This is a genomic window from Jannaschia sp. GRR-S6-38 (genome assembly GCF_029853695.1).
GTDB lineage: Bacteria > Pseudomonadota > Alphaproteobacteria > Rhodobacterales > Rhodobacteraceae > Jannaschia > Jannaschia ovalis.
The window spans coordinates 2,542,020-2,567,635 of record NZ_CP122537.1 but is presented as its reverse complement, the minus strand read 5'-3'; the positions used below and the strand labels follow the sequence as shown (position 1 = coordinate 2,567,635).

The window sequence follows — 25,616 nt, the reverse complement described above, 5'->3', positions numbered from 1 at the left end:
CGCGCCAGCTTTGTGCTGACACCAAGGAGAGCATGATGAAATCCGCCAAAGACTATCTCGAAGCCGCGAATGCCGTCGTCACCCGCATCCCATCCGAGGACGCCGTTGCCCGGCATGGCGGCGACGCGCTTTTCGTGGACGTGCGCGACAGCTCGGACATCGCGAAGACCGGAACGATCGCCGGAGCGCTTCGCGTGCCGCGCGGCTTCATGGAATTCGCGGCCGACCCGGAAAGCCCCTACCACAACCCCGCTCTGACGAAGGGCGCGAAGCTGCACCTCGTCTGCGGGGCGGGCGGTCAGGCGGCGCTGGCCGGCAAGACGCTGCAAGACATGGGCTTCGCCGACGTCACCAATATCGGCGGGATCGGCGATTGGCAGAAGGCCGGTGGCCCGATGGAAGAGGCCTGAGCCTCAGCCGCCCGTCACGTCATGCTCGTAGAGCCAGGCGTAGCGGGCGGCCATCGCCTGCGGGCGAACCCGGTCGGCGAGACGCAGGGCGGCATGGGCGGCACGCGCCTTGATGCCGGACAGATGGTAATTCGCGGCATTGGCCTTCGCCGCGTCCAGCGCGCGCGCGACCCGGGGGCGTCGCCCTGCCTCCCAGCGTTCCGGGTCGTCGAGACCCTGCGCCAGCGTCCACGCATCCTCGAGCGCGAGATTCGCGCCCTGCGCGAGGAAGGGCAGCGTCGGATGCGCGGCATCGCCGATCAGCGTGACCGGCCCGCGGCTCCAGCGCGGCGTCAGCCCGTGATCCATGAGCCCCCAGACATGGACCTGCTCAACCCGGTCCAGCACCTGCCGGATCGGGTCGGCGTAATCCGCGAAGGCCGCGCGCAGCCGACCCGGATCGTCGGGCTGTGACCAGCCCGCGGCGGTCCATTCCGCCCGCTCCTCGACGGCGACGATGTTGAGGCTCCGCCCGTCGCGCAGCGGGTAGCAGACCAGATGCCGGCCCGGGCCGACATGGATCTGCGCCTCGCGCGGCCAGTCCTCTACTGGAACGATGGCCCGCCACGCCACCTGCCCGGTGAAACGCGCCGCGTGATCGGGCGCGACGAAGGTCCGCGACGGGCCGCGCGCGCCATCGGCGCCGACCAGGCGGCGGAACGGCACGGTGATCCCGCCGCCGCGATGCAGGGACGCGGCCTCGACGGCCTCGACATGGATGCCGGTGAGGACCGGGATGCCGGCGGCCCGGACGGCCTCGGCCAGGGCCGCGATCAGATCGGCGCGGTGGACCAGTCGGAACCCGGGCCCCAACGGCATGCGGATCAGCCGCCGCCCCGTTCGCCCGTCGATGAGGTGGACCGCTTCGCTCTCCAGCGCGCGGGGACGCACCCCCAGCGCATTCAGGACGCGCCCGCCATTCGGGGCGATCTGCAGGCCCGCGCCGATTTCGGTCAGGGCGGGCGCCTGTTCGAGAACCTGAACGGAGCGGCCGGTGCGCGCGCAGGCCAGGGCGCAAGCCAGACCGGCAATCCCCGCGCCGAGGATCGTGACCTCGGGTCCGTCGATCATTCACGCCTCCCGAAGCACAAGGGGCGCGGCCCGGCCACGCCCCGTTCGGGATCAGTCGTCGCGATGCACCCGTTCGCGCCGCTCGTGACGTTCCTGCGCCTCGAGCGACATCGTCGCGATCGGACGCGCGTCAAGCCGCTTCAGCGAGATCGGGTCGCCCGTCTTCTCGCAATAGCCGTACTCGCCCTCGTCGATCCGGCGCAGGGCCGAGTCGATCTTGGCGATCAGCTTGCGCTGACGGTCCCGCGTGCGCAGCTCGAGCGCGCGATCGGTCTCTTCGCTGGCGCGGTCCGCGATGTCGGGAATGTTGCGGGCCGCATCCTGCAATCCCTCGATCGTGCGCTCTGTCTCGTCGAGAAGGTCGGCTTTCCAGGCCAGCAGCTTGCGACGGAAGTACTCCGTCTGCCGCTCGTTCATGAAAGGCTCGTCTTCGGCTGGCGTGTAATCGGTTGGTAGAAAGGATTCAGCTTTCATTGGGTCGTCGCTCCCCTCGGGCCGGTCCCGCTGCAGGTATCGATCCCAGTTCGAACCACGGGCCGGATTCTGTATGGCGGCGATTACATGACGTTACAGGACTTGTCACGCCCTTCCATGACGCCCGGTTGCCGCCCGGGCACCGAATGATACGGTCCGGCCCAGATAAGCGACGAGGCGGGCAGGACATGCGGTTCCAAGGCACGAAACAATACGTTTCCACAGAGGATCTTACCGTTGCGGTAAATGCCGCGATCACGCTGCAGCGCCCGCTTCTGGTGAAGGGCGAGCCCGGTACCGGAAAGACCGAGCTCGCGCGGCAGGTTGCCGCGGCGCTGGGCACCGAGATGATCGAGTGGTCGGTCAAGTCCACCACGCGGGCGCAGCAGGGGCTCTACGAATACGATGCCGTAAGCCGCCTGCGCGATAGCCAGCTGGGCGACGCGCGCGTCCACGACGTCCGAAACTACATTCGCAAGGGCAAGCTCTGGCAGGCCTTCGAGGCCGACAAGCGCGTCGTCCTGCTGATCGACGAGATCGACAAGGCCGATATCGAGTTCCCGAACGACCTGTTGCAGGAGCTCGACCGGATGGAGTTCCACGTCTACGAGACGGGCGAGACCATCGCCGCCCGGCAGCGCCCGATCGTCATCATCACTTCCAACAACGAGAAGGAGCTGCCCGACGCCTTCCTGCGGCGCTGCTTCTTCCACTATATCCGCTTCCCGGACATGGAGACGCTGAAGGCCATCGTCGAGGTCCACCACCCCGGCATCCAGCCCCAGCTTCTGACCACCGCGCTGACGCAGTTCTACACGATCCGCGACCAGCAGGGCCTGAAGAAAAAGCCCTCGACCTCCGAGGTGCTGGACTGGCTGAAACTGCTTCTGGCCGAGGATCTGAGCGCCGAGGACCTGAAAGCGGAGGCCGGCTCGGCCCTGCCCAAGCTGCACGGCGCGCTTCTGAAGAACGAGGCCGACGTGCATCTCTTCGAGCGGCTGGCCTTCATGGCGCGCGGCGGCCGCTGACGGCGGCCCCCGGGGGCGGCAAGCTTCTGCCAGCCGTCCCGCATCCCCCAGAACGCCTCTGGCCTCCGCCCCATTCCTGCCGCAATGCATCGGCAGGCTGGGGACAATCACGACGCCGAACGGGTGCGGATCATGGGCAGCGAGACAATCCATCCTCACGGATCGCGCAGCCGCGCCCATTCGGGCCCGGCGGCCTGATGCTGCGCGCCGCGATCCTGTCGACCGCCCTGGCGCTCGCCTCCTGCGCCCCGGCGGGGACGACCCCGCAGGCCACGCGCGCGACCGTGGCCAGCGTCACCGACGCGCTTCCCGCGCCGCGCCGCTTCGCGGGGCCGCCGCGCCTGAACATGCCCACGCCGCGCAACGACCAGCTCGCGCGCGATTTCATGGCCCTCAGCTTCCAGCTCGAAACCGGCCGCGCCCTGCCCGTCTTCACCCGCTTCGAGGGCCCGATCACCGTCGCGCTCGAAGGCGCCCCCCCCGCGACGCTGAGCGCCGATCTCGACGACCTCATCGGGCGCCTGCGCGCCGAGGCGGGGATCGACATCGCCCGCGCCAAGCCCGGCGAGATGGGGTCGATCACCGTCACCGCCCTGCCCCGCGCGCAGTTGCAGCGTTACGTGCCCGGCGCCGCCTGTTTCGTGGTGCCCCGCGTCGCGGGCTGGAAGGACTACCTCGCCAAGCGCCTCGGGCCCGCGACCGACTGGACGACGCTGCAGACCCGCGACCGTGCCAGCGTCTTCCTGCCCGCCGACGTCTCCCCGCAGGAGATCCGCGACTGCCTGCACGAGGAGATCGCGCAGGCGCTGGGCCCGCTCAACGATCTCTACCGGCTGCCCTGGTCGGTCTTCAACGACGACAACACACATGTCGTCCTGACCCCCTTCGACATGCTGATCCTGCGCGCGACCTACGATCCCGCGCTGCGCTCCGGCATAGGCCAGGACGAGGTGGCCCGGCGGATCCCGGAGATCCTCGCGCGGATCAATCCGGGCGGCCGCCGCACCGGGCCGCGCGTGGTCGAGTCCTCGGGCGACTGGGTCGAGGCGGTGCGCGGCGCGCTGAACCCGCGCGGCTCCGACCGTGCGCGCGTCGCGCGGGCCAAGGACGCCGTCGCCTTTGCCCGCCACGCCGGCTGGTCGGACGAGCGGCTGGCCTTCTCCTATCTCGCGCTGGGCCGGGCCACGCTGGCCAGCGACACCGAAAGCGCCATCGCGGCCTTCCTCGAAGCGGGCAGCCGCTACCGCGCACTGACCGGAGACAGCATCCATTCCGCGCAGGTCGCCCTGCAGCTCGGCGCCTTCGCGCTGTCCTCGGGCCAAACCGATGCCGCGCTCTCGCTGCTCGACGGTGCGATCCCGGCGGCCGACGGCGCGCAGAACGCCTCGCTGCTGGCCACGCTGCTTCTTCTGCGCGCCGAGGCGACCGAGATGCAGGGCGCCCGCGCCGAAGCCGCGCGGATCCGCCGCGAAGGCCTTGCCTGGGGCCGCTATGCCTGGGGCGACGAGATGCTCGCCATGCGCGCGGGCGAGGTTGCGGGTCTCGGCCCCGGCGCATAGATCGCTCCCATGCTTCCGATCCTCACCGCACTCGCCGGCGCCGTCCTTGGCGCGCTCGCCGCCCGCCGCCGCAAGGGATCGGGCTTCGACATCGCCCAATGGGCCGCCGTCTGGGCGATCATCGGCGGGCTTCTGGGCCTGGTCGTGCTGATCCTCCTCGCACGTCTGTGACGCAGGCCGGACAGGCGGCGCGATCCGCCCTCGCCGTCGCCGCCCCGGCCCGCTAGAACGCCCCCATGTTCCTGCGCTTCTTCCAGACCCTGCGCGAGGCCGGCGTCCCCGTCTCCCTGCGCGAGCATTTGACCTTCCTCGAAGGCCTCTCAGCCGATCTGGTCCTCTACGATGTCGAGGGCTTCTATTACCTCGCCCGTGCGGCGCTGGTGAAGGACGAGCGCCATATCGACCGCTTCGACCGCGCCTTCGCCGCCAGTTTCGAGGGGATCGAGAATATCTCGCTACAGGACGTGCTCGAGGCCGTCGACCTGCCCGCCGACTGGCTCGAGAAACAGGCCGAGAAGCATCTCACCCCCGAGGAACGCGCCGAGATCGAGGCGCTGGGCGGGTTCGACAAGCTGATGGAGACGCTCAAGCAGCGCCTGAAGGAGCAGCAGGGCCGCCACCAGGGCGGCTCGAAATGGATCGGCACCGCCGGCACCTCGCCCTTCGGCGCCTATGGCTACAACCCGGAAGGCGTGCGCATCGGGCAGGACGAAAGCCGCCACCAGCGCGCCGTGAAGGTCTGGGACAAGCGCGAGTTCCGCAATCTCGACGACAGCGTCGAGCTGGGCACCCGCAACATCAAGGTGGCGCTCAAGCGGCTCCGGAATTGGGCGCGCGAGGGCGCCGCCGAGGAGCTGGATCTCGACGGCACCATCCGCTCGACCGCCAAGGCGGGCTATCTCGACGTCCAGACCCGGCCCGAGCGGCGCAACGCCGTGAAGGTGCTGCTGTTTCTGGACATCGGCGGCTCGATGGATCCCTACGTGAAGGTGCTGGAGGAGCTGTTCTCCGCCGCGCGCTCGGAATTCCGCACGCTGGAGCATTTCTACTTCCACAACTGCCTTTACGAGGGCGTCTGGAAGGACAATCGCCGACGCTGGGACGCGGTGATGCCGACGCACGAGGTGCTCAACACCTATGGGCCCGACTATCGCTGCATCTTCGTGGGCGACGCCTCGATGTCGCCCTACGAGATCGCCTATGCGGGCGGCGCCAACGAGCATTGGAACGCCGAGCCTGGTCAGGTCTGGCTGGAGCGCGCGCGTGCGCAATGGCCGTCGAACCTCTGGATCAACCCGCTGCCGCAGACCCATTGGCCGCACACGCATTCCGTCCGGATGATCCGCGAGATCTTCGAGGACCGGATGGTGCCGATGACGCTGGAAGGTCTGACGGCGGGGATGAAGCTGCTGACGCGCTAGTCGCGCACGCCATCCAGCAGCAGATCCCCGTCCAGCCGGTCGCCGTGCAGGACGCTGACATCGCCCGTCGTCTCCAGCACCACGGCGCGGATCTCGGAGCGGTTCATCACGTTCGCCTCGCGCAGCTTGGCGCGCAGTTCGGGCAGGGTCACGCGCGCCCGGGCCATGTTGTTGCTCAGCACCTCGCCGTCGCGCATCAGCAGGATCGGATCGTTGTCCGTCGCCCGCTGCAGGATCGGCCAGCGCGCCCGCGTCCAGCCGATCAACCACTGCACCGCGAACAGCGCGCCCATCCCCAGCACGCCCTGCGTGAGCCCGGTCGAAGGGCTGACGACGGTCGCGGCCAAGACCGAGCCGAAGGCCACGGTGACCGCGAAGTCGTAGGACGACATCTTGGAGAAGGCCCGCAGGCCGGCCAGCCGGACGAACAGCACCATCACGGGCACCATCACGGCCGCATCGACGAAATAGGTCATCCAGTCCGGCATGGCGCCACCCCCGCCTGATTGACGCAGGCCGGGCCCGAACGGTTCCCCTGCGGCCTTCGAAACCCCATATCATTCTCATGTTGAAGCTTCCCGCCCTCCTTCTCGCCATCGGCTACGGCGTCGTCCTGTGGGTCTTCTCGGCCTGGCGGCTGAAGAAGCAGATGGACGCGACCTCGACGCCGCTGGCCGATCCGCGCCTCGAGCCGGTCTTCGACCGCATGGCCAAGGTGCTGGAGGTCGAGCGCATCCGCGTCCATGTCCACGAGGTCGACCCCGTCAACGGCCTCGCCGCGCCCGATGGCCGCATCTTCCTGACCCGGGGCTTCCTGCGGAAATTCGAGGCGGGCGAGGTCTCGGCCGAAGAAATGGCCTCGGTCGTCGCGCATGAGCTGGGCCATGTGGCGCTGGGCCACGCGCGCCGGCGGTTGATCGACTTCTCGGGGCAGAACGCCATCCGCGTGGCGCTGGCGGGTGTGCTGGGCCGGATCATCCCGGGCGTCGGCGCGATCATCGCCAACGCGGTGGCCTCGCTGGTCGCCGCGCGGCTGTCGCGGCAGGACGAATATGAGGCCGACGCGTATGCCAGCGCGTTGCTGGTGAAGGCGGGGATCGGGACGGCGCCGCAGAAGAGCCTGTTTGAGAAGCTCGGCCGGCTCACGGGGCTCGGCGGCGCGGGCGCGCCCGCCTGGCTGATGAGCCACCCCAAGACCGAGGACCGCATCGCCGCCATCGAGACGCTGGAAGCCCGCTGGGGCGTCGAGGACAAGCGCTAGGCCGCCGGCCTTGCCCCGCCCCGGCGGCTCGGCCATCAACGCGCCATGACGCCCGACATCCTCTGCATCGGCTCCGTCCTCTGGGACATCATCGGCCGCTCCGACGTCCATATGGAGCGCGGCTCCGACGTGGGCGGCCATATCCGCCGCCATCCCGGCGGCGTCGCGCTCAATATCGCGATGGCCGCCCGCGCCTACGGTATGACGCCCGCGCTCCTGTCCTGCGTGGGCCGCGATGCCGAGGGCGACGAGCTGGTCGCCGCGCTGTCGCGGCTGGGGCTCATCACCGACACGCTCTACCGCTCCGAGGACCTGCCCACGGATGTCTACATGGCCGTCGAGGGCGCGAACGGCCTGATCGCGGCCATCGCCGACGCGCATTCGCTGGAACGGGTCGGCGACAAGATCCTGCGCCCGCTCGACGCGCTGGGTTTCGACGGTCCCATCGCGCTCGACGGCAACCTGACCGAGGACCTGCTGGCCCGCATCGCCGCCGATCCGCGCTTCGCGCAAGCCGATCTGCGCCTCGCCCCCGCCTCGCCCGGCAAGGCGGACCGGCTGATGCCGTTCCTCGGCCACGGCTCCGCGACGCTCTACGTCAATCTCGAGGAGGCGGGCCTGCTGCTCCACGCGCCCCAACCCAACGCCCCGGCCGCGGCCGAGGCGCTGCGCGCGCGGGGCCTGCACCGCGCGCTGGTCACCGACGGGCCGCGGATGGCGGCTTGCGTCCATCCCGGCGGGCTGGTCGCGCGCCGCCCGCGCGCGGTCATGGTGACCCGCGTCACCGGCGCGGGCGACACCTTCATGGCCGCACATATCGCCGCCGAGGTGCAGGGCGCGGATCCCGAGACCGCGCTGGAGCGCGCGCTCGAGGCCGCCGCCATCTACGTCTCGAGCGACAGCTACTGAGCTCCGACCGGGCCACGCGGGACCCGACCGATGCGGGTCCCGGGGGCGCGCGCGCCGGTCTGCGAGACGCGGAATGCCCGACCTGACGGCAGAGGCGCCCGAACCCAGCCGAAGCGGAATGCATCGCCCGCACCGGGCGCGTTGTCCGCTTGTTCCCGCCCCGCGCCGCGCCTATGTCGAACGCGGCCCGAAAGCGAGTACCGATGCAGCTAGGCGACGAAATCACTCCCCGCCCGCCCCGCGCGGGCATCCTGACCCGGATCCGGAACAACTTCCTGACCGGCCTCATCGTGATCGCGCCCATCGGGCTGACCTTCTGGCTGATCTGGTCGGTGATCGGCTGGATCGACGGCTGGGTGCTGCCCTTCGTGCCGCAGCGCTACCGCCCGGATATCTGGCTTCTCCAGCAGTTCGATATCGACGTCGACATCCGCGGGATCGGGGTGGCGTTCTTCCTGATCTTCACGCTGATGGTCGGCTGGCTCGCCAAGGGCCTGATCGGCCGGTCGATCCTGCGCTGGGCCGAGAACGTCGTCCAGACCATGCCGATTGTACGCTCGGTCTATGGCGGGGTGAAGCAGATCGCCGAGACGATCCTCGCGCAGGACCAATCCAGCTTCGAGACGGCCTGCCTCGTCGAGTATCCGCGCAAGGGGATCTGGGCCATCGCCTTCGTCTCGACCTCGGCCAAGGGCGAGATCGCGGCGCGGGCGGACCAGTCGATGGTCTCGGTCTTCTTGCCCACGACGCCCAACCCGACCTCGGGATTCCTGCTTTTCGTGCCGGCCGAGGATATCGTCGCGCTCGACATGTCGGTCGAGGACGCGGCGAAGCTGGTGATCTCCGCCGGCCTCGTCTACCCGGCGAGCCAGGTGCCCGAAAAGCTGCCCGAGGGCGCGACCGTCCTGCGCTAGGAGTTGGGGCCCGCGGGCCCTTGCCGGCCTGGCGTTCCGCCGCCTGCGCGCCCTATTCCAGCGCTGCGACCCGCGCCGCGAAATCCTCGCCGCGCCGCTCGAAATTGTCGTATTGGTCGAAGCTCGCCGCTGCGGGGGCCAGCAGCACCGTCTCGCCGGCCTGCGCCTCGGCCGCCGCGCGTGCGACCGCCGTCGCCATGTCGCCGCAGACCTCGGCCTCCACGCCCGGACCCAGCGCCACGGCGAAAGCGCCCGCCTCGCGCCCGATCACATAGGCCTTCACCACGTGGCCATAATGCGCGGCGAGCGCGTCGAGGCCGCCCTCCTTCTGCAACCCGCCGCAGATCCAGCGGATCGCCGGGAAGGCCGCCAGCGCCTGCGCCGCGGCATCGACATTCGTGGCCTTCGAGTCGTTCACGAACCGGACGCCACTCCGCTCGGCCACGACCTGGCTGCGATGCGGCAGCCCGGGATAGGAGCGCAGCCCCGCCTCGATCTCGCGCGGGGCGAGGCCCAGGCTGCGCGCCGCGGCCCAGGCGCAGCAGGCGTTCTGATGATTGTGCCGTCCCGACAGACCGGGGATGTCGCGCAGATCGACCGAGGCCACCTGCCGCCCCTTCCGGGTCTCGGCCAGCCAGCCCTTTCGCGCGGTGACCTGCCAGCCCGGCGTCTCCAGCTTGGCCGTCGAGACGCGGATAACGCGGTCGTCGCCCTGCGCCTCCTGCAACTGCCCGGCGAGGAAGCGGCCCTCGGGCTCGTCCACGCCGATCACCGTGCGGTCCGGCCCGCCTTCGGCGAAGAGCCGGCGCTTGGCCGCGAAATAGCCGCCCAGCCCGGCATGCCGGTCCAGGTGATCGGGCGAAAGGTTCGTGAAGACGGCCACGTCGGGCGTCAGCGAGCGGGCCAGCTCAGTCTGATAGCTCGACAGCTCCAGCACGATCACGTCGCCCTCGCCCGGCGGGTCGAGATCCAGCACGCCGCGCCCGATATTGCCCGCCAGATGCGCCCGGCGCCCGGCCTGCGTCAGCACGTGATGCAGCAGCGCCGAAGTCGTGGATTTGCCGTTCGAGCCGGTGATCGCCACCACCCGCGGCGCCTCGCCGTTCCAGCCCAACGAGCGGAAGAAGAGCCCGATATCGTTGTCGACGGCGACGCCGGCCGCCAAAGCCGCGGCGATGGCCGGATGCGGCGCGGGATAGAGATGCGGGATACCGGGCGAGGTCACGAGACAGGCCACCCCCTCGAAGGCGCCCGCCCGCGTCAGGTCGCGCGTCTCGAACCCCTCCGCTTCCGCCGCCTCGCGCCCGCGCGCGCCGTCGTCCCAGGCGAGGACCGTCGCGCCGCCCGCGCGCAGCGCCCGCGCGGCGGTCAGGCCGGACCGGCCAAGCCCCAGCACCGCGACCGTCGCGCCGTCGAAGCCGCGCACCGGGATCATTCCGCACCCTCGCGCGCCATCTGCCAGCCGAAGCGGCGCAGCTCCGCCCAGCCCGATGTGCCCTGCGGCGCCTCCAGCCCCGCCTGCGCGGCGCGCCAGCCTTCCGAGACCGGCCAGGCCAGGATCAGGGCGCCGGCGAAGAACGCCACGGCGCCGTAGCGGGCGCCCTTCTCGGACAGCGACAGGGGGTTGCGCGGCGCGCTCATGCCGCGCCCGCCGACAGCGCGCGCAGGATGCGCAGCGCGCGCGCCGCGTCGCGGGCCGGGACGAAGGCGTGATCGTGATGGTGCCCTGCGACCATGTTGCAGGCGATGCCCTCCGCGGCTAGCGCGCCGGCCACGGCGGCGGTCAGGCCGACGCCCTCCAGATCCGAGTGAACGTTTAGCGTGATCCGCCGCATCCGGGGGGCGTCGGACGGCCCCAGATCGGCGGGCAGGATGGCGGAGAGCCCCTCGGCCTCTGCGATGGTCGCGACGGCGCGCGCCCGCGCCTCCGGGGACGGATCGGTGGCGAAGACCCAGTCGCCGGGCAAAAGCTCGGGCGCCATGCCGGCCACCATCGCATCCCGCCCCGTCACCCGCATCAGCGCACCTTCAGCGTGGCCAGCCCGATCAGCGCCAGGATCAGCGCGATGATCCAGAAGCGGATCACCACCTGCGGTTCGGCCCAGCCCTTCTTCTCGAAATGGTGGTGGATCGGCGCCATCAGGAAGACCCGGCGCCCGGTGGATTTGAAATACAGCACCTGGATGATGACCGACAGCGCCTCGACCACGAAGAGACCGCCGATGATCGCCCAGACCAGCTCGTGCTTGGTGACGACCGCGATGGTGCCCAGCGCGCCGCCCAGGGCCAGCGAGCCGGTATCGCCCATGAAGACCGCCGCGGGCGGCGCGTTGTACCACAGGAAGCCCAGGCCGCCGCCGATCAGCCCCGCGCAGAAGATCAGAAGCTCGCCCGTCCCCGGCACGTAATGGACGCCCAGATATTCGGTGAAGTCGGTGCGGCCCACGGCATAGGCGATCACGCCCAGCGTTCCCGCGGCGATCATCACCGGCATGATCGCCAGCCCGTCGAGCCCGTCGGTCAGGTTCACCGCATTGGCGGAGCCCACGATCACCACCATCACGAAGGGGATGTAGAACCACGCCATGTTGACCAGCACGTCGGCATAGACCGGGAAGGCGAGCTGTCCCTCGAGCTCCGGCGGGTGCGCCCAGATCGCGACCGCGCCCGCGACGCCCGCGATCACGAAGCCCAGCGCCAGTCGCACGCGGCCCGGCACGCCCTTGTGGTTGCCCGCCCTGACCTTGGCGTAATCGTCCACGAAGCCGATCGCGCCGAAGCAGATCGTCACGCCCAGCACCAGCCAGGTATAGGGATTGTCCAGCCGCCCGAAGAGCAGCGTCGCCACCGTCACCGCGCCCAGGATCAGCACGCCGCCCATCGTGGGCGTGCCCGCCTTGGCGAAATGCGTCTCGGGCCCGTCCGAGCGGATCGGTTGGCCCTTGCCCTGCCGCTTGCGCAGCAGGTTGATCAGCGGCCGCCCGAAGATGAAGCCGAAGACCAGCGCCGCGAAGAAGGCCAGCCCCGCCCGCACGGTGATGTAGCGGAACAGGTTGAAGACGTCGCCGCCATCCGAGAATTGGGTGAGCCAGTAGAGCATTCGCGGTCCTTCCTCAGTCGCGCCCGAGCGCGCGCAGCCCGTCGACCAGCATGGCCATCTTCATCGAGAGCGATCCCTTCACCAGGATCGCGTCGCCGGGTCGCACCATGTCGCGCAGATGCGCCGCCATCTTCGACGCGTCCTCGGCATGATGGCCGCGCCGGTCGGCCTCGAGCGCATCGTGCAGCCCGCGCATCAGCGGCCCGACCGTGTGCACGCAGTCGAGCGCGTCCATTGCCGGATGCGCCGCCAGCGCGCGGTGCAGCTCGGGCCCCGTCGGTCCCAGCTCGCGCATGTCGCCCAGGATGGCGATGCGGCGGGCACGGCGCGGCACGTCGGTGGCGGCCAGCAGGTCGAGGGCGGCGCCGACCGAGGCCGGGTTCGCGTTGTAGGCGTCGTCGATCAGGTCGACCGGCGGCTGGTCGGGATGGAGCCGCAGGGCATGGCGCTTGCCACGCCCCTCGGGCGGAGTCCAGTCGGCCAGCCGCAGCGCGGCCAGCGCCACGTCGCCGCCCGCCGCGTGGATCGCGGCCAGCACGGCGATTGCGTTCAGCGCGAAATGCGCGCCCGGCGCCCCGATCCGGAAGACGATCTCGCCCAGCGGGGTTTCGGCCCGGCAGGTCGTGCCGTCGGCGCCCGCGTTGGTCTCGACGAGGCACCAATCGGCCTCGGCCGTCCGCCCGAAGGACAGCGTGCCCCGCTCGCCCAGGATGTGCGACGTGTCCAGATCGGCGTTCCAGATCGCCGTGCCCCCCGGCGGGAGGCCCGCGAAGATCGACGCCTTCTCGCGCGCGATGCCCGGCACGCCGTCGCCGAAGGCCTCCAGGTGGACGGGGCCCACATTGGTGACCATCGCCACGTCGGGCGCGGCCTGCGTCGCCAGGGGCAGGATCTCGCCGGGGTGGTTCATCCCGATCTCGATCACCGCGAAATCGGCATCGGCGGGAAGGCCGGCCAGCGTCAGCGGCACACCCCAATGATTGTTGTAGCTGCGGATCGCGGCATGGACGCGGCCCTGCCCCGCGAGACAGTGGCGCAGCATCTCCTTGGTGGAGGTCTTGCCCACCGATCCGGTGACCGCGATCACCTTCGCGCGGCTGCGCGCGCGGCCCGCGCGGCCCAGCGCCTCCAGCGCCGCCTGCACGTCGCGCACGACCAGAAGCGGCGCGTCCTCCTGCAGGCCGTCGGGCACGTGCGAGACCAGCGCCGCCCCGGCTCCGGCGTCGAGCGCGGCGGCGACGAAATCGTGCCCGTCCCGCGCGGCCTTCAGCGCGACGAACAGATCACCCCGCGCGATGGCGCGGCTGTCGATGGAGAGGCCCGTGACCGCCCAGTCGCCCCGCGCGGTGCCCCCGGTGGCGATGGCCGCCTCATGCGCCGACCAGAGCGTCATGCCTCGCGCCCCTCGAGGGCCGCGACCGAGAGCGAGGCCTGCTCCACATCGTCGAAGGGCAGCACCATGTCGCCCACGGTCTGGCCGGTCTCGTGCCCCTTGCCCATGACCAGAAGCGCGTCGCCCGGCTCCAGCATGCCCGCGCCGCGCAGGATCGCCTCGGCCCGGTCGCCCACCTCCATCGCGCCGGGCGCGCCCGCCAGCACCGCCGCCCGGATCGCGGCCGGATCCTCCGAGCGCGGATTGTCGTCGGTCACGATGACCCGGTCGGCATTCTCGGCCGCCGCGCGCCCCATCAGCGGGCGCTTGCCGCGGTCGCGGTCGCCACCCGCGCCGACGATGGCGACGATCCGGCCCATGACATGCGGGCGCAGCGCCGTTAGCGCGGTCGAGATTGCGTCCGGCGTATGCGCGTAATCGACGAAGACTGCCGCGCCGTTCTCGCGCGTGGCGGCCAACTGCATCCGGCCACGGACATTGCGCAGGCGCGGCAGCGCCGCGAAGACCGCGTCCGGCGCCTCGCCCGAGGCGATCACCAGCCCCGCGGCCAAGAGGGCGTTCGCCGCCTGGAAGCCGCCGATCAGCTCCAGCCGGGCCGAGACCGCGCGATCCTGCCAGCGGAACAGCACGTCCTGCCCCGTTGCGTCGAAACGCTGACCGGTCAGGCGCAGCCGCGCCATCTCGGCCCGGCCCACGCCGATCACCTCCTGCCCGCGATCCGCGCAGCGCGCGGCGAGGTCCGGGCCCAGGGGATCGTCGAGATTGATCACCGCCACCCCGTCGCCGGGCAGCAACCGGTCGAACAGCCCGGCCTTGGCCTCGAAATAGGCCTCCATCGTGCCGTGATAGTCGAGATGGTCCTGGGTGAGATTGGTGAAGCCCGCCGCGGCAAGGCGCACCGCCTCCAGCCGGCGCTGGTCCAGCCCATGCGACGAGGCCTCCATCGCGGCATGGGTGATCCCGAAGGCGGCCATCTCGGCCAGCAGCGCGTGCAGCGTGATGGGCTCGGGCGTGGTGTGCCCGGCGGGCGCGTGGAAGGCGCCCTCGACCCCGGTTGTGCCGATATTGGCCGCCGGCAGGCCCAGCGCCTCCCAGAGCTGGCGCGTGAAGCTCGCCACGCTGGTCTTGCCGTTGGTGCCGGTGACCGCGACCATCGTCGCGGGCTGCGCGCCCGCCATCAGCGCGGCGGCGAAGGCCAGCGCGGCGCGCGGATCCTCGACCACGATGGCGGTCGCGCCCTCGGGCAGGATGGCCGCGCCCGGCCGGTCGGTCAGCACCGCCACGGCGCCGCGCGCCAGCGCGTCGGCCGCGAAGCGCGCGCCATGCGTGACCGCACCCGGCAGCGCCGCGAACAGGTCGCCGGGCCGGACCTTGCGGTTGTCCACCGCGAGCCCCGTCACCGTCAGCCCCGCAGGCCCGGTCAGTCCCAGTTCCGATAGCGTCTTGCCCATCGCGCCCCTGCTTCGCGGCGTCTGTCGTTTCTTCGCGCCCCGGGGATTACCCCGCCCGGCGCGCGGCGTCCATCAGCGCGCGGCCGCCTGTGTCAGATATGACCCGAAGGCATCGCGATCGGGGTCGAAATCGGGCCGCAGCCCGAGCAGCGGCGCGACGCGGCCGACGATCTCGGCAGCGACGGGCACCGCCGTCCAGCCCGCGGTGCGCCGCCGCTCGCCCGCCGCCTCGATCTCGGGCTCGTCCAGCGTGACGACGATGACGTAATCGGGATCGTTGGCCGGGAAGACCCCCGCGAAGGTCGTAATCACTTTGTCGTCCCAATAGCCGCCGGTGTGCTTGGGCTTGTCCGCCGTCCCCGTCTTGCCGCCGACCTGGTAGCCCGCCACTTCGCCCATCGAGGCGGTGCCGTCCATCACCACCTGCCGCAGCATGTGCCGCGCCTCGGCCGAGACGCGCCGCGAGACGACGCGCGGGCCGGGCGGCGGGGGCGTGTCCAGCGCCAGAAGTGTGGGCTGCACCCGCGTGCCGCCGTTCAGCAGCGTTCCGTAAGCCGCGGCCAGGTGCATGGGCGAGGCCGACAGCCCGTGGCCGTAGCTGACCGTCGCGGTCGTGATGTCCGGCCAGCGCGTCGGGACCAGCGGGCGGGCGCCGGGCGCCTCGGTCAGCTCCAGCGGGGTCGCCTCGAAGAAGCCCAGCGACTCCAGGAAGCTGCGCTGCCGCGCCGCGCCGATATCGAGCGCCATCCGCGCCGTGCCGCGGTTCGAGCTCTTGACCATGACGTCGGTCACCGACAGCCGCGGGCCGTAGTCGCGGAAATCCCCGATCGGGTGGTTGTTGACCCGCAGCGGCCCCGAGGTGTCGATCATCGTGCCGGCATTGGTCAGCCCCAGCTCGAGCGATTGCGCGGCGGTGAAGATCTTGAAGGTCGAGCCCAGCTCGTACACGCCCTGGACGGCGCGGTTGAAGAGCGGACTTTCCGCGGGGTCGCCCTCGGTCGCAGGCGCTGGCCGGTCGTTCGGGTCGAAATCGGGCAGGCTCGCCAGCGCGACGACCTCGCCGGTGCGCGCATCCATCAAGATCGCCGAGGCGCCTTTGGCGTTCATCAGCTTCATGCCCGCCGCCAGCACCCGCTCGGTCGCGGTCTGCACCGGCAGATCCAGCGAAAGCCGCAGCGGCGCGCCTTCCTGCGTCGGGTCGCGCAAATAGTCGTCGAACACGGCCTCGACCCCGGCCACGCCCTTGATCTCGGCGGCACGGACATCCTGCTCGCCGTAGCGCGCGCCGCCCAGCACATGCGCGCCCAAGGGCCCGTTCGGATAGAGCCGCATCTCGCGCTGACCGAAGAGCAGGCCCGGCTCGCCCAGGTCGTGGACGGCCTGCTGCTGCTCGGGCGAGATATTGCCGCGAAGCCAGTAGAACTTTGAGCCCGATGTGAAGCGCCGCACCCAGGTCTCGGCCTTCATGTCCGGGAAGATCCGGGCGAGCCCCTCCGCCGCGGCCTCCGGATCCACCATCAGATGCGGCTGGGCGTAGAGCGCCGTGGCCGTCACGTTGGTCGCCAGCACGCGGCCCGCGCGGTCGGTGATATCCGCCCGGCCCGACACGATGCCCGCCCCCGACCACGCCCCGGTCGCGGGCTCGCGCGCCTCCGACGCCGAGATCGCGCCCATCTTCGCGCCGATCACGGCAAAGCCCAGCACGAAACAGGCGGCGGTAAATTTCAGCCGTCGCTCGGCCCGCTGGCGCACGCGTTCCGGCGCCTCGCGCGGGGCCTGCGCCGTCGCGGCGCGGGGCCGCGGGACGGCAGGGGCGACGGGGCGGAACGGGTCGGTCGGGACCGGGCGGGCGCGGCGACGGAAGATCACGGCAACTGCTCCCCGTCATCGGCCAGCGTGGGCGGGGCGATCAGCCGGGGCGCGGTATCGGCGCCGTAGCGATGGTTCATGATGATGACCTCGCCGAGCTTCTCCTCCAGCGCCGCGCCATCGCCCCAGATCGCCGGCAGAACCGGCGGCGCGGGCGGCTCGGGCAGCGGATAGGCGACCTGATCGACCAGCGCGAAATGCTCCGACGCCAGCGGCATCAGGCCCAGGCTCTCGAAATTCATCTCGGCCAGGGCCGCCAGACGGTCGGGGCGGTTCAGATAGGCCCATTCCGCGCGCAGCATCGACAGCTCCTGGTGGCGGGCGCCGATCTCGCGCTTGAGCTGCGCCACCTCGCGTTCGGTGGCGCGGGTCTCGTAGCCCTCGCGATAGGCCCAGAAGGCCAGCGCGACGAAGGCCACGATCGACAGGGTATAGAGCAGCCCCCGCATCAGAGCCCCTCCACCGGATCCGGCAGCCCCAGCGCGCGGCGCGACACCTCGCCGGCCGGCGCATCGGTGCGCCGCGCCAGCCGCAGCCGGGCCGAGCGCGCGCGCGGATTGTTCGCGACCTCCTCGGGCGAGGGCGCGACGGCCTTGCCCACGGTGACGAAGGCCGGCGCGCGGGCCTCGCGCTCCGGTGCGTGCCGGCTGCCGCCGCCGCCGGCATCGCTGCGCGCGGCCAGGAAGCGCTTCACGGCGCGATCCTCGACCGAATGGAAGCTGACCACGGCCAGCCAGCCGCCGGGCTTCAGCGCGCGCTCGGCGGCCGAAAGCCCGCGGGCCAGTTCTCCGAACTCGTCGTTCACCGCGATCCGGATGGCCTGGAAGCTGCGCGTGGCCGGATGCGACTGGCCGGGCTTCGGGCGCGGCAGGTTCGCGGCGACCGTCTCGGCCAGATCCAGCGTCGTCTCGAAGCGCGCCGTGGCGCGGCGGCGCACGATGGCGCGGGCGATGCGGCGGGCCGCGCGCTCCTCGCCGTAGCGGAAGAGGATGTCGGCCAGCTGCCCCTCGGGCGCGTTGTTCACGAGGTCGGCCGCGGTGGGCCCCTCGTCGCCCATGCGCATGTCCAGCGGCCCGTCGCGCATGAAACTGAAGCCGCGATCCGGCCGATCCAGCTGCATCGAACTGACGCCGAGGTCGAGCACGACCCCGTCGAGGTCCGTGGCGACCTCGTCCATCTCGGAAAACACACCCTTCACAAGCTCAACCCGCTCGTCCGCCCATTCCCGCGCCATCTGGTGAGCCAGCGGATCGCGGTCGAGACCGATCACCCGGTCCGCACCCGCGTCCAGCAGCCCCCGCGTGTATCCGCCGGCGCCCATGGTGCCATCCAACCAGACGCCGCGAACCGGGGCCACACGTTCCAGAATCGCGTCCAGCAAAACGGGGACATGTGGCCGCCCGGACTCACTTTCGGTCATGACGGGTCGGCGGCCGGGGCCTGCGGCAGAAGCCGGGTGATCGCGTAGCCCTCGGGCAGCTCGGACAGGCGCGACTTCAGCGGGTTGGCGGCGATCTCGGGGACCTGCGGCGACAGGATGCGGAACGTCCGGCCCTTCGACGCGAAGGTCGCCTCGTCCTGGATGCCCACCTGCTCGCGCAGCGACTTGGACAGCACCAGCCGCCCCGAGTCGTCCAGCGTCAGCGTGTCGACATAGGTGTAGAAGTAATCCTCCAGCACCTCGCGATCGGGATGGCCGTCGGGCAGCATCTCGATCTTGGCATCCATCTCCTGCATCGCGGCAACCGAATAGCAGGTCAGCCACGGGTTGCGGGTGTCGCCGTAGAGGACGTGGACGCGGGCGTTCGTGCCGGGGTCGCGGTCGGGATCGGAGGCGTCGAGCACACGACGGAAATCGGCCGGGATCGAGACCCGGCCCTTGCCGTCCACCTTGTGGGTGCTGGTGCCTCGAAAGCGCTGCGTCACCCGATCCTCGCATCCGTCGGGAGGCGTCGCGCTCCCGTCATGGTTGTTCGCCCCCGGAACGGGAAAAGGCGGATCGGGTGTCTGCCAATACCCGATCCGCCTTGGGGTCCCGTCTCCGGGCGTCCTCGGCGCGCTGTCACCTGGGGGGATGTCTGCCACGGCGCGCCTGGGATCTTTCAGTCGTCAGAGACGTAGGGGGTTGCCTGTTATCTGCCTGCCTCGTCGTTGCGGGAGTGTGAGATCTTCGTCTCGTTTCCACCCTGTGCTCTGTGGGATGATTGATGGCACAAGCCCGGCGGTCTGAAAACCCACTTTGTCCCACTCTGCGCCACCAAAGTTATCCACAGCATGTGTGTAAACCTGGGGAAAAGCCGAATTTACTACCATATCTTGTATTAGGCGGAAATTTGCCACGTATTTGTGGGATCAGGGCGGTCGGGAAAAAACTTCGTCACGCGCCGCCCCCCTGTGGCGGGCAACCCACAGGCAAGCGCGAAGCGGATGGCGGGCCGGGCCTTGCATGCAAGGCGCCCCGGCACCCCGTGCCCAAGTTTTCAGCACCCTTGTCGAATCGCGCGGCAGACGGCGCGACCCGGCGCCTACCGGCGAATCGAGCGGCCCCGCCGCAACCCGGAAGGAGCGGTGGCGGCGGGTGGCATGCGGGGCCGTCCCGGGGCCGCGATGGCCCGTCAGCCCATCCCGCCGTCGATCAACCGCCGCGCGAGTGCTCCGAACGCGTCGGCCATGGCGCCCTCCCCTCCCGCGACCGGCGTCCCGCCATCGCCGGCGAGCCGCGTCTCCAGATCGATGGGCAGCGCGCCGAGAAAGGGCAGGCCCAGTTTCTCGGCTTCGGCGGCGACGCCGCCATGGCCGAAGATATGCGCCTCGTGCCCGCATTCGGGGCAGTGATACACGCTCATGTTCTCCACCAGCCCGAGGACCGGCGTCTTCAGCGTGGCGAACATGTCGAGCGCCTTGCGCGCGTCCAGAAGCGCCACGTCCTGCGGGGTCGAGACCACGATGGCGCCCGTCACCACCGCCTTGGTGCAAAGCGTCAGCTGCACGTCGCCCGTGCCCGGCGGCAGATCGACGATCAGCGCGTCCAGCCGGTCGCCCCCGGTATGGTGCGTCCAATCCACCTGCCCCAGCATCTGCTGCAGCGCGCCCATCAGCATCGGCCCGCGCCAGACGACGGCCTTGGCCTCGTCCAGCATCAGCCCGATCGACATCATCGTCACGCCATGCGCCTGAAGCGGCAGGATCGTCTTGCCGTCGGGCGAGGCAGGGCGCTGCGACAGGCCCATCATCCGCGGCTGGCTGGGCCCGTAGATATCGGCATCGAGCAGCCCGATCTTCCGCCCCTGCCGGGCCAGCGCCACGGCGAGGTTCGCGGCCAGCGTGGATTTGCCCACGCCTCCCTTGCCGCTGGCGATGGCGATGACGCGGTCGACGCCGGGCACGCGTTTCGGCCCGTCCTGCGGCTTGGGATGGCCGCCGACCTTCAGCGCGGGCGGCGCCTTTTGCTCGGTCGGCGCGGTCAGCACGGCCTGCACCGACGCGACGCCCGGCAGCCGTTCGACCGCGGCCTGCGCCGCGGCGCGCAGCGGCTCCATCTGGCGGGCGATCTCGGCCGAGGGCGCCTCGATCACGAAGCTCACCGCGCCGTCGTCGCGCACCGTCAGGGCGCGGATCATGTCCTTCGAGATCAGGTCGCCGCCGGTGGGCACGGCGATCCGGGCCAGGGCCGCCTTCACCTCGTCGCGCGTGATCGCCATGTGCTCGTCCCCCGTGGCCGCCTGCTGGAGCGTTACGTGGCGGCCCGGCGGCGGGATGGCAAGGCCAGCGGCAGCGACAGCGCCGCGCCGGCGAGGCCCGCGGCGGCCAGGACGGCCGGCAGACCGAAGGGCCCGGCCAGCCAGCCCAGCATGCCCGAGCCCAGGGCCACCGCGCCGATCCCGACCACGACCCAGAGCGACATGACCCGTCCGCGCAGATCGTCCGGCAGGTCCTGCTGCACCGCCGCCTGGAAGCTGATGCCGCAGAAGGTCGAGGCGAAGCCCAGCACGGCGGTCCAGCCCAGCGCGGCGGCCCAGCTCTCCGACCAGCCCAGCGCGGCCAGCGCGGCGATGCCGCCCACCAGCGCCGCGCGCGCCGACGGCGCGATCCCCGTGCCGCGCCCAGCCCCCGCGGTCTTGCCCAGCGCCGCCAGCAGCGCGCCGCCCCCCGCCGCCGCGGTCAGCAGGCCCAGCCCCTCGGCCCCGCGGGCATGCACGCCCTCGGCCATCACCGGCAGAAGCTCCAGGTAGCCGCGAACCAGTACCGCCATCGCGGCCGTCAGCACCAGCGCCTGGCGCGCCACCGGCGTCGCCGCGATATAGCGGAGCGCGCCCGCGATGGCCGTCGCGATCCCTTCGTGCGCCCGTCCCGCCGGCAAGTCGCGCGGATCCATCCAGCGGATCGCCACCAGCATCGGCAGGTACAGCGCCGCCGAGACCCACAGCGTCGTCACCGCGCCGAAGCTCGCGATGGCGAGCCCGGTCAGGACCGGCGCGACCAGCCGCGCGAGGTTGAAGTTCAGCGCCGAGAGCGCAACCACGGACGGCACCTCGGCCCGGGGGACCAGGCGGGGCCCCAGCGACATGCGCACCGGGTGATGCGCCGAGGTCACCACCCCGATCGCCAGCGCCAACACCGCCAGACCGACCTTGCCCAGCCCCGGCCCGCCCGCCAGCGCGGCGGCCAGCGCCAAGAGCGCGGCCATCGTCCCGCTGGTCCACATCAGCGCGCGGCGGATATCGGCGCGATCGACCAGCACGCCGAAAACCGGGCCCGAGACCAGCATCGGCGCCAGCCCCAGCGCCGCGATCAACCCGACGAAGGGCGCCGAGCCCGAGATCTCCCAGGCGAGCCAGCCCAGCGTGACGCGCTGCGCCCAGAGCGCCTGCACCAGCGGTACGGCCGCGAGGAAATAGGCCCGGAAGCCGGTATGGGAGAGCGCGCTCATGTCCCGCCAAGATGGAGCGCGGCGCCCCTTGGGCCAGTGACCCGGCGTCCGGCAAGGGCGGTGACGCGAGGAAACATATGCGCTTGCTGCATGGCAGCATTGCCGTCCCGGGCGTTGTGCATACGCAGCAATCGCCCCATCTCTCCCTCAACGAAGCGGCAAACGGACAATCCGGTCCGACGCCGAGAGCGGGCCAAGCCGGTCCGCAAGGAAAGGAAGACAAATGGCCACCACGACGTACAACACGACCACCACCGCGATCGCCTCGACCCTGAAGGACCGCGTCGCCGCCCGCATCGCGCTGGCGCGCACCCAGTGGCAGCAGTATCGCACCTTCCGCACCACCATCGCCGAGCTGTCGCGCCTGTCGAATCGCGATCTCGCCGATCTGGGGATCGCCCGCGGCGATATCCACTGGCTCGCGATGGAAGCCGCCTACGGCAAATCCGCCTGAGGCATCACCCATTCCCGGCATCGCGCGTCCTCCCTCGCGCGGTGACGGGTCTCGCGGCGGCAATCTCCTCCCTGATCTGACCGCCGCACCCCATCCCGGTTCCCCACTCCTCCCAATTCGGGGGACCGGATCGGCTGGCCCCGCCTCCCCGGGGTCGGCGAACGGCAAGGCCTCGGCGATCCTCCGCCCTCCCTCGGAGGGTCGCCGGGCCGACGCCGCCGGGCTTCACCTCGCATAGGCGAGAAAGTTCGGAACCGACCGGACGCCGCGGCGTTCGGAAGCAAGTTCCGCCGACGCGCACTCCTCCCTCCAAAGCGCGCGCGGGACCTTGGCGGCGCCTCTCCCTCCCCGGGGCGACCGCCCGAGACAGAAGCGACGGCGCCCTCCTCCCCTCGGCGTCGTCGCTTTTTTCTTTTTGGGGATCCGGAGACGCGGCCTAGAACGGCACCTCGCCCGCCTGCGCGGCGGGCACCAGGAAGCGGCCCACGATCTTCTTCGTGCCCGCCTTGTCGAAGGCCACCTCCAGCTTGTCGCCTTCGATCCCGGTCACGTCGCCATAGCCGAATTTCGTGTGGAAGACCCGATCGCCTTCGCCGAAGGCCGAGACGGCGCTCGCGTCGATCGTCAGGTTCTTGGCTTCCGTCGGCTGCCGGATCGGACGGCTCGCATTGGCCTGCAGCCGCCGCCAGCCGGGCGAGTTGTAGACATCGGCCTTCGACGCCTTGTCCTGCAGGTTGCTCTCGACCCCGCCCGACATCGCGCTCTGCTGCGCGGCCGCCATGCCCGTGGCGCCGAATCCGCCGCCATAAAGGCCCGGCGGCGTCAGCACCTCGACATGGGCCTCGGGCAGCTCGTCGATGAAGCGCGAGGGCAGCGCCGACTGCCACTGGCCGTAGACGCGCCGATTGGCGGCGAAGCTGATGGTGCAGAGCTCCTCGGCCCGGGTGATGCCGACATAGGCCAGCCGGCGCTCCTCCTCGAGCCCCTTGACGCCGCTTTCGTCCATCGACCGCTGGGACGGGAACAGCCCGTCTTCCCAGCCCGGCAGGAACACGACCGGAAACTCCAGCCCCTTCGCCGCATGCAGGGTCATCAGCGTGATCTTCGGCTCCTCGGCCTGCGTCTCGTTGTCCATGATCAGCGCGACATGCTCGAGGAAGCCCTGCAGGTTCTCAAAGCCCTCCAGCGCCTTGACCAGTTCCTTGAGATTTTCGAGCCGGCCCGGCGCCTCGGGCGTCTTCTCGTTCTGCCAAAAGGCGGTGTAGCCGCTCTCGTCGAGGATCTCCTCCGCCAGCCGGATATGGTCGCGGCCGTCCAGCATCTCGGCGCGCCAGCGGTCCAGCCCGTCGACCAGTTCGCCCAGCGCCTTGCCGCCCTTGCCCCCGATGGTCTTCGAGCGCACGCAGAGCCGCGCGCCCTCCAGAAGCGACACGCCGTTTGCGCGCGCCATCACCTGGATCGTCTGCTGGGCCTTGTCGCCCAGGCCCCGCTTCGGCGTGTTCACGATCCGCTCGAAGGCGAGATCGTCCTCGGGCGAGACGACCAGCCGGAAATAGGCCATCGCGTCGCGGATCTCGAGCCGCTCGTAGAAGCGCGGCCCGCCGATCACGCGATAGGGCAGCCCGATGGTCAGGAAGCGGTCCTCGAAGGCGCGCATCTGGTGAGCGGCGCGCACGAGGATCGCCATATCGTCCAGGCTGTAGGGATCGAGCCCGCGCGTGCCGCGCTGCATCGCCTCGGCCTCTTCGCCGATCCAGCGGGCTTCCTCGTCGCCGTCCCAATGGCCGATCAGGCGGACCTTCTCGCCCTCCTCGGCCTCGGTCCAGAGCGTCTTCCCCAGCCGCCCCTTGTTGCCGGCGATCACGCCCGAGGCGGCGCCGAGGATATGGGGCGTGGAGCGGTAGTTCTGCTCCAGCCGGATCACTTCGGCCCCTTCGAAATCGGTCTCGAAGCGCAGGATGTTGCCGACCTCGGCCCCGCGCCAGCCATAGATCGACTGGTCGTCGTCGCCCACGCAGCAGATATTCTTGTGCCCGCCCGCCAGCAGCCGCAGCCACAGGTACTGCGCGACATTGGTGTCCTGGTATTCGTCGACCAGGATGTAGCGGAACCAGCGGCGATACTGGGCGAGCACGTCGTCATTCGCCTGCAGGATGTCGATCACGTGCAGCAGCAGATCGCCGAAATCGCAGGCGTTCAGCACCAGCAGGCGGTCCTGGTATTCGCGGTAGAGCGCGACGCCTTTGCCGTCGAAGGCCTGCGCTTCGTGGGCGGGGATCTTGTCGGGCGTCCAGGCGCGGTTCTTCCAGTGGTCGATGATCCCCGCCAGCTGCCGCGGCGGCCAGCGCTTCTCATCGATGCCGGCGGCCTGGATCAGCTGTTTGAGCAGGCGCAGCTGGTCATCGGTATCGAGGATCGTAAAGTTCGACTTCAGGTGGATCTCGCGCAACTCGCCGCCCTGCGGAACCTGCCGCGCGATCAGTTCGGCATGGCGGCGCAGCAGCTTGACGCAGATCGCGTGGAACGTGCCCAGCCAGGGCATGCCCTCGACCGCCTCGCCCATCATCCGGCCCAGCCGCTCGCGCATCTCGCGCGCGGCCTTGTTGGTAAAGGTCACCGCCAGGATCTCGTTCGGCCGCGCCTTTCCTTGCGCCAGCAGATGCGCGATCCGCGCGGTCAGGGCCCGGGTCTTGCCGGTGCCCGCCCCCGCCAGCATCAGGACCGGTCCGTCCAGCGTCTGCACCGCCTGCATCTGCGCCGGGTTCAGCCCCTCGAGATAGGGCATGGGCCGCGCCGCCATGGCGCGCGCCGACAGGCTGGCGGCCTGCATCGCGTCGGAATCGTCGAAATGCGTCATGGCCGACAGATAGACGCTGGCGGGGATGTTGGGAAGTCCGTGTTCGCCTTGCGTTCCAGCCAAAAGCGGAACGCGGCGATCGGGCGCGTATGTCGGAAGGGCGGCGGACCGGCGCGTGGCCGGCCCGCCTTCGTCGTCGGATAATCAGCCGTCGTCCGAGCCGTCGTCCATGTCGGCGCGATCCGCCTCGTAGCCGGAATATTCCTCGTCATTCATCGCACCGTCGCGGTCGCGGTCGTAGCGGCGGAACTCACCGGCGCGGAATTCCTCATCCGAGACGTCGCCGCTGCCATCAGTATCGTAATCGCGAAAGCGCAGCCCGCCCTCGGCTTCGCCGAATTCGACATCGCTCAGCATCCCGTCGCCATCCCCGTCATAGTCGCCCATCTCCGCGAAGGCGGGAGCGGTCGTCATCAGAAGGGCGGCAATCGTCGTCGTGAGCTTGGTCATCTGAATTTCCTTTCGAGTTGCGCCCG

General features: G+C 70.6%; 26 protein-coding genes. 9 read left to right on the top strand and 17 right to left on the bottom strand.

All coding sequences use genetic code 11. From position 1 onward, the window contains the following. The first annotated feature begins 35 nt into the window (after window positions 1-35). Window positions 36-410, top strand: coding sequence for a rhodanese-like domain-containing protein (locus P8627_RS13210; RefSeq protein WP_279964619.1), 375 nt, complete (start codon window positions 36-38; stop codon window positions 408-410). A gap of 3 nt (window positions 411-413) precedes the next feature. Here the strand turns inward: P8627_RS13210 and P8627_RS13205 are convergent, their stop codons facing one another. Further along, window positions 414-1,520, bottom strand: a complete 1,107-nt coding sequence (locus tag P8627_RS13205) for an FAD-dependent monooxygenase (protein WP_279964617.1) — start codon at window positions 1,518-1,520, stop codon at window positions 414-416. Window positions 1,521-1,571: 51 nt separating this feature from the next. After that, the gene (gene dksA / locus P8627_RS13200; protein WP_279964615.1) at window positions 1,572-1,994 is read right to left on the bottom strand and encodes an RNA polymerase-binding protein DksA; all 423 of its coding nucleotides are present in this window, start codon (window positions 1,992-1,994) and stop codon (window positions 1,572-1,574) included. Between the two features lie 188 nt (window positions 1,995-2,182). Between dksA and P8627_RS13195 the strand changes: the two genes are divergently transcribed. From P8627_RS13195 to P8627_RS13180, 4 genes are all read left to right on the top strand, one after another. Beyond that, the gene (locus tag P8627_RS13195; RefSeq protein ID WP_279964614.1) at window positions 2,183-3,022 is read left to right on the top strand and encodes an AAA family ATPase; all 840 of its coding nucleotides are present in this window, start codon (window positions 2,183-2,185) and stop codon (window positions 3,020-3,022) included. A gap of 197 nt (window positions 3,023-3,219) precedes the next feature. After that, window positions 3,220-4,581, top strand: a complete 1,362-nt coding sequence (locus tag P8627_RS13190; RefSeq protein ID WP_279964612.1) for a DUF2927 domain-containing protein — start codon at window positions 3,220-3,222, stop codon at window positions 4,579-4,581. Between the two features lie 9 nt (window positions 4,582-4,590). Then, the gene (locus P8627_RS13185) at window positions 4,591-4,752 is read left to right on the top strand and encodes a hypothetical protein (protein ID WP_279964611.1); all 162 of its coding nucleotides are present in this window, start codon (window positions 4,591-4,593) and stop codon (window positions 4,750-4,752) included. Between the two features lie 65 nt (window positions 4,753-4,817). Further along, on the top strand, window positions 4,818-6,002 hold the full coding sequence (locus P8627_RS13180; protein WP_279964610.1) for a vWA domain-containing protein: 1,185 nt from the start codon (window positions 4,818-4,820) through the stop codon (window positions 6,000-6,002). Here the strand turns inward: P8627_RS13180 and P8627_RS13175 are convergent. Beyond that, window positions 5,999-6,490, bottom strand: a complete 492-nt coding sequence (locus P8627_RS13175; RefSeq protein ID WP_279964609.1) for a DUF421 domain-containing protein — start codon at window positions 6,488-6,490, stop codon at window positions 5,999-6,001. The genes P8627_RS13180 and P8627_RS13175 overlap by 4 nt on opposite strands. A 77-nt stretch (window positions 6,491-6,567) precedes the next feature. Between P8627_RS13175 and P8627_RS13170 the strand changes: the two genes are divergently transcribed. The 3 genes from P8627_RS13170 to P8627_RS13160 all read left to right on the top strand — a co-directional run bounded on the left by P8627_RS13170 (window position 6,568) and on the right by P8627_RS13160 (window position 9,086). Continuing rightward, the gene (locus P8627_RS13170) at window positions 6,568-7,263 is read left to right on the top strand and encodes a M48 family metallopeptidase (protein ID WP_279964608.1); all 696 of its coding nucleotides are present in this window, start codon (window positions 6,568-6,570) and stop codon (window positions 7,261-7,263) included. Between the two features lie 45 nt (window positions 7,264-7,308). After that, window positions 7,309-8,172 (top strand): PfkB family carbohydrate kinase, encoded by an 864-nt coding sequence (locus P8627_RS13165; protein ID WP_279964607.1) that lies wholly within the window; start codon window positions 7,309-7,311, stop codon window positions 8,170-8,172. 203 nt (window positions 8,173-8,375) lie between these two features. Then, window positions 8,376-9,086, top strand: coding sequence for a DUF502 domain-containing protein (locus P8627_RS13160; protein ID WP_279964606.1), 711 nt, complete (start codon window positions 8,376-8,378; stop codon window positions 9,084-9,086). 52 nt (window positions 9,087-9,138) lie between these two features. Here the strand turns inward: P8627_RS13160 and murD are convergent, their stop codons facing one another. From murD to P8627_RS13100, 12 genes are all read right to left on the bottom strand, one after another. Continuing rightward, entirely contained in the window at window positions 9,139-10,521 is a 1,383-nt protein-coding gene (gene murD / locus P8627_RS13155; protein ID WP_279964605.1) for a UDP-N-acetylmuramoyl-L-alanine--D-glutamate ligase, read from the bottom strand. Further along, complete coding sequence (locus P8627_RS13150; protein ID WP_279964603.1) at window positions 10,518-10,727, bottom strand: hypothetical protein; 210 nt, start codon at window positions 10,725-10,727, stop codon at window positions 10,518-10,520. Before P8627_RS13150 ends, murD begins: the two co-directional genes overlap by 4 nt. Then, a complete protein-coding gene (locus P8627_RS13145) occupies window positions 10,724-11,104 on the bottom strand; it encodes an ACT domain-containing protein (protein ID WP_279964602.1) in 381 nt (126 codons plus the stop codon). Before P8627_RS13145 ends, P8627_RS13150 begins: the two co-directional genes overlap by 4 nt. Continuing rightward, a complete protein-coding gene (gene mraY, locus P8627_RS13140) occupies window positions 11,104-12,186 on the bottom strand; it encodes a phospho-N-acetylmuramoyl-pentapeptide-transferase (protein WP_279964601.1) in 1,083 nt (360 codons plus the stop codon). Before mraY ends, P8627_RS13145 begins: the two co-directional genes overlap by 1 nt. Window positions 12,187-12,199: 13 nt before the next feature. After that, window positions 12,200-13,579 carry a UDP-N-acetylmuramoyl-tripeptide--D-alanyl-D-alanine ligase gene (locus P8627_RS13135; protein WP_279964600.1) on the bottom strand — a complete coding sequence of 460 codons (1,380 nt, stop codon included), beginning with the start codon at window positions 13,577-13,579 and terminating at the stop codon, window positions 12,200-12,202. Then, a complete protein-coding gene (locus P8627_RS13130) occupies window positions 13,576-15,030 on the bottom strand; it encodes a UDP-N-acetylmuramoyl-L-alanyl-D-glutamate--2,6-diaminopimelate ligase (RefSeq protein WP_279964598.1) in 1,455 nt (484 codons plus the stop codon). The genes P8627_RS13135 and P8627_RS13130 overlap by 4 nt, the downstream gene beginning before the upstream one ends. Before the next feature lie 72 nt (window positions 15,031-15,102). Further along, window positions 15,103-16,899 (bottom strand): peptidoglycan D,D-transpeptidase FtsI family protein, encoded by a 1,797-nt coding sequence (locus P8627_RS13125; RefSeq protein ID WP_279964597.1) that lies wholly within the window; start codon window positions 16,897-16,899, stop codon window positions 15,103-15,105. Further along, window positions 16,896-17,348 carry a cell division protein FtsL gene (gene ftsL / locus P8627_RS13120; protein WP_279964595.1) on the bottom strand — a complete coding sequence of 151 codons (453 nt, stop codon included), beginning with the start codon at window positions 17,346-17,348 and terminating at the stop codon, window positions 16,896-16,898. Before ftsL ends, P8627_RS13125 begins: the two co-directional genes overlap by 4 nt. Beyond that, window positions 17,348-18,319 carry a 16S rRNA (cytosine(1402)-N(4))-methyltransferase RsmH gene (gene rsmH, locus P8627_RS13115; RefSeq protein WP_279964594.1) on the bottom strand — a complete coding sequence of 324 codons (972 nt, stop codon included), beginning with the start codon at window positions 18,317-18,319 and terminating at the stop codon, window positions 17,348-17,350. Before rsmH ends, ftsL begins: the two co-directional genes overlap by 1 nt. Continuing rightward, complete coding sequence (locus P8627_RS13110) at window positions 18,316-18,825, bottom strand: division/cell wall cluster transcriptional repressor MraZ (RefSeq protein ID WP_279964592.1); 510 nt, start codon at window positions 18,823-18,825, stop codon at window positions 18,316-18,318. Before P8627_RS13110 ends, rsmH begins: the two co-directional genes overlap by 4 nt. A 689-nt stretch (window positions 18,826-19,514) precedes the next feature. Continuing rightward, a complete protein-coding gene (locus P8627_RS13105; RefSeq protein WP_279964591.1) occupies window positions 19,515-20,600 on the bottom strand; it encodes an Mrp/NBP35 family ATP-binding protein in 1,086 nt (361 codons plus the stop codon). A 32-nt stretch (window positions 20,601-20,632) separates the two neighbouring features. Further along, entirely contained in the window at window positions 20,633-21,829 is a 1,197-nt protein-coding gene (locus tag P8627_RS13100) for an MFS transporter (RefSeq protein ID WP_279964589.1), read from the bottom strand. Between the two features lie 223 nt (window positions 21,830-22,052). On the opposite strand from P8627_RS13100, the gene P8627_RS13095 reads away from it, so the two are divergent. Beyond that, window positions 22,053-22,283: a DUF1127 domain-containing protein gene (locus tag P8627_RS13095; RefSeq protein WP_279964588.1), complete on the top strand. Its 231-nt coding sequence runs from the start codon at window positions 22,053-22,055 to the stop codon at window positions 22,281-22,283. A gap of 436 nt (window positions 22,284-22,719) precedes the next feature. On the opposite strand, the gene P8627_RS13090 is transcribed toward P8627_RS13095, so the two are convergent. Both P8627_RS13090 and P8627_RS13085 read right to left on the bottom strand, forming a co-directional pair. Further along, the gene (locus P8627_RS13090; protein WP_279964586.1) at window positions 22,720-25,140 is read right to left on the bottom strand and encodes an ATP-dependent helicase; all 2,421 of its coding nucleotides are present in this window, start codon (window positions 25,138-25,140) and stop codon (window positions 22,720-22,722) included. A 144-nt stretch (window positions 25,141-25,284) separates the two neighbouring features. Continuing rightward, entirely contained in the window at window positions 25,285-25,590 is a 306-nt protein-coding gene (locus P8627_RS13085; RefSeq protein WP_279964585.1) for a hypothetical protein, read from the bottom strand. Window positions 25,591-25,616 lie beyond the last annotated feature (26 nt).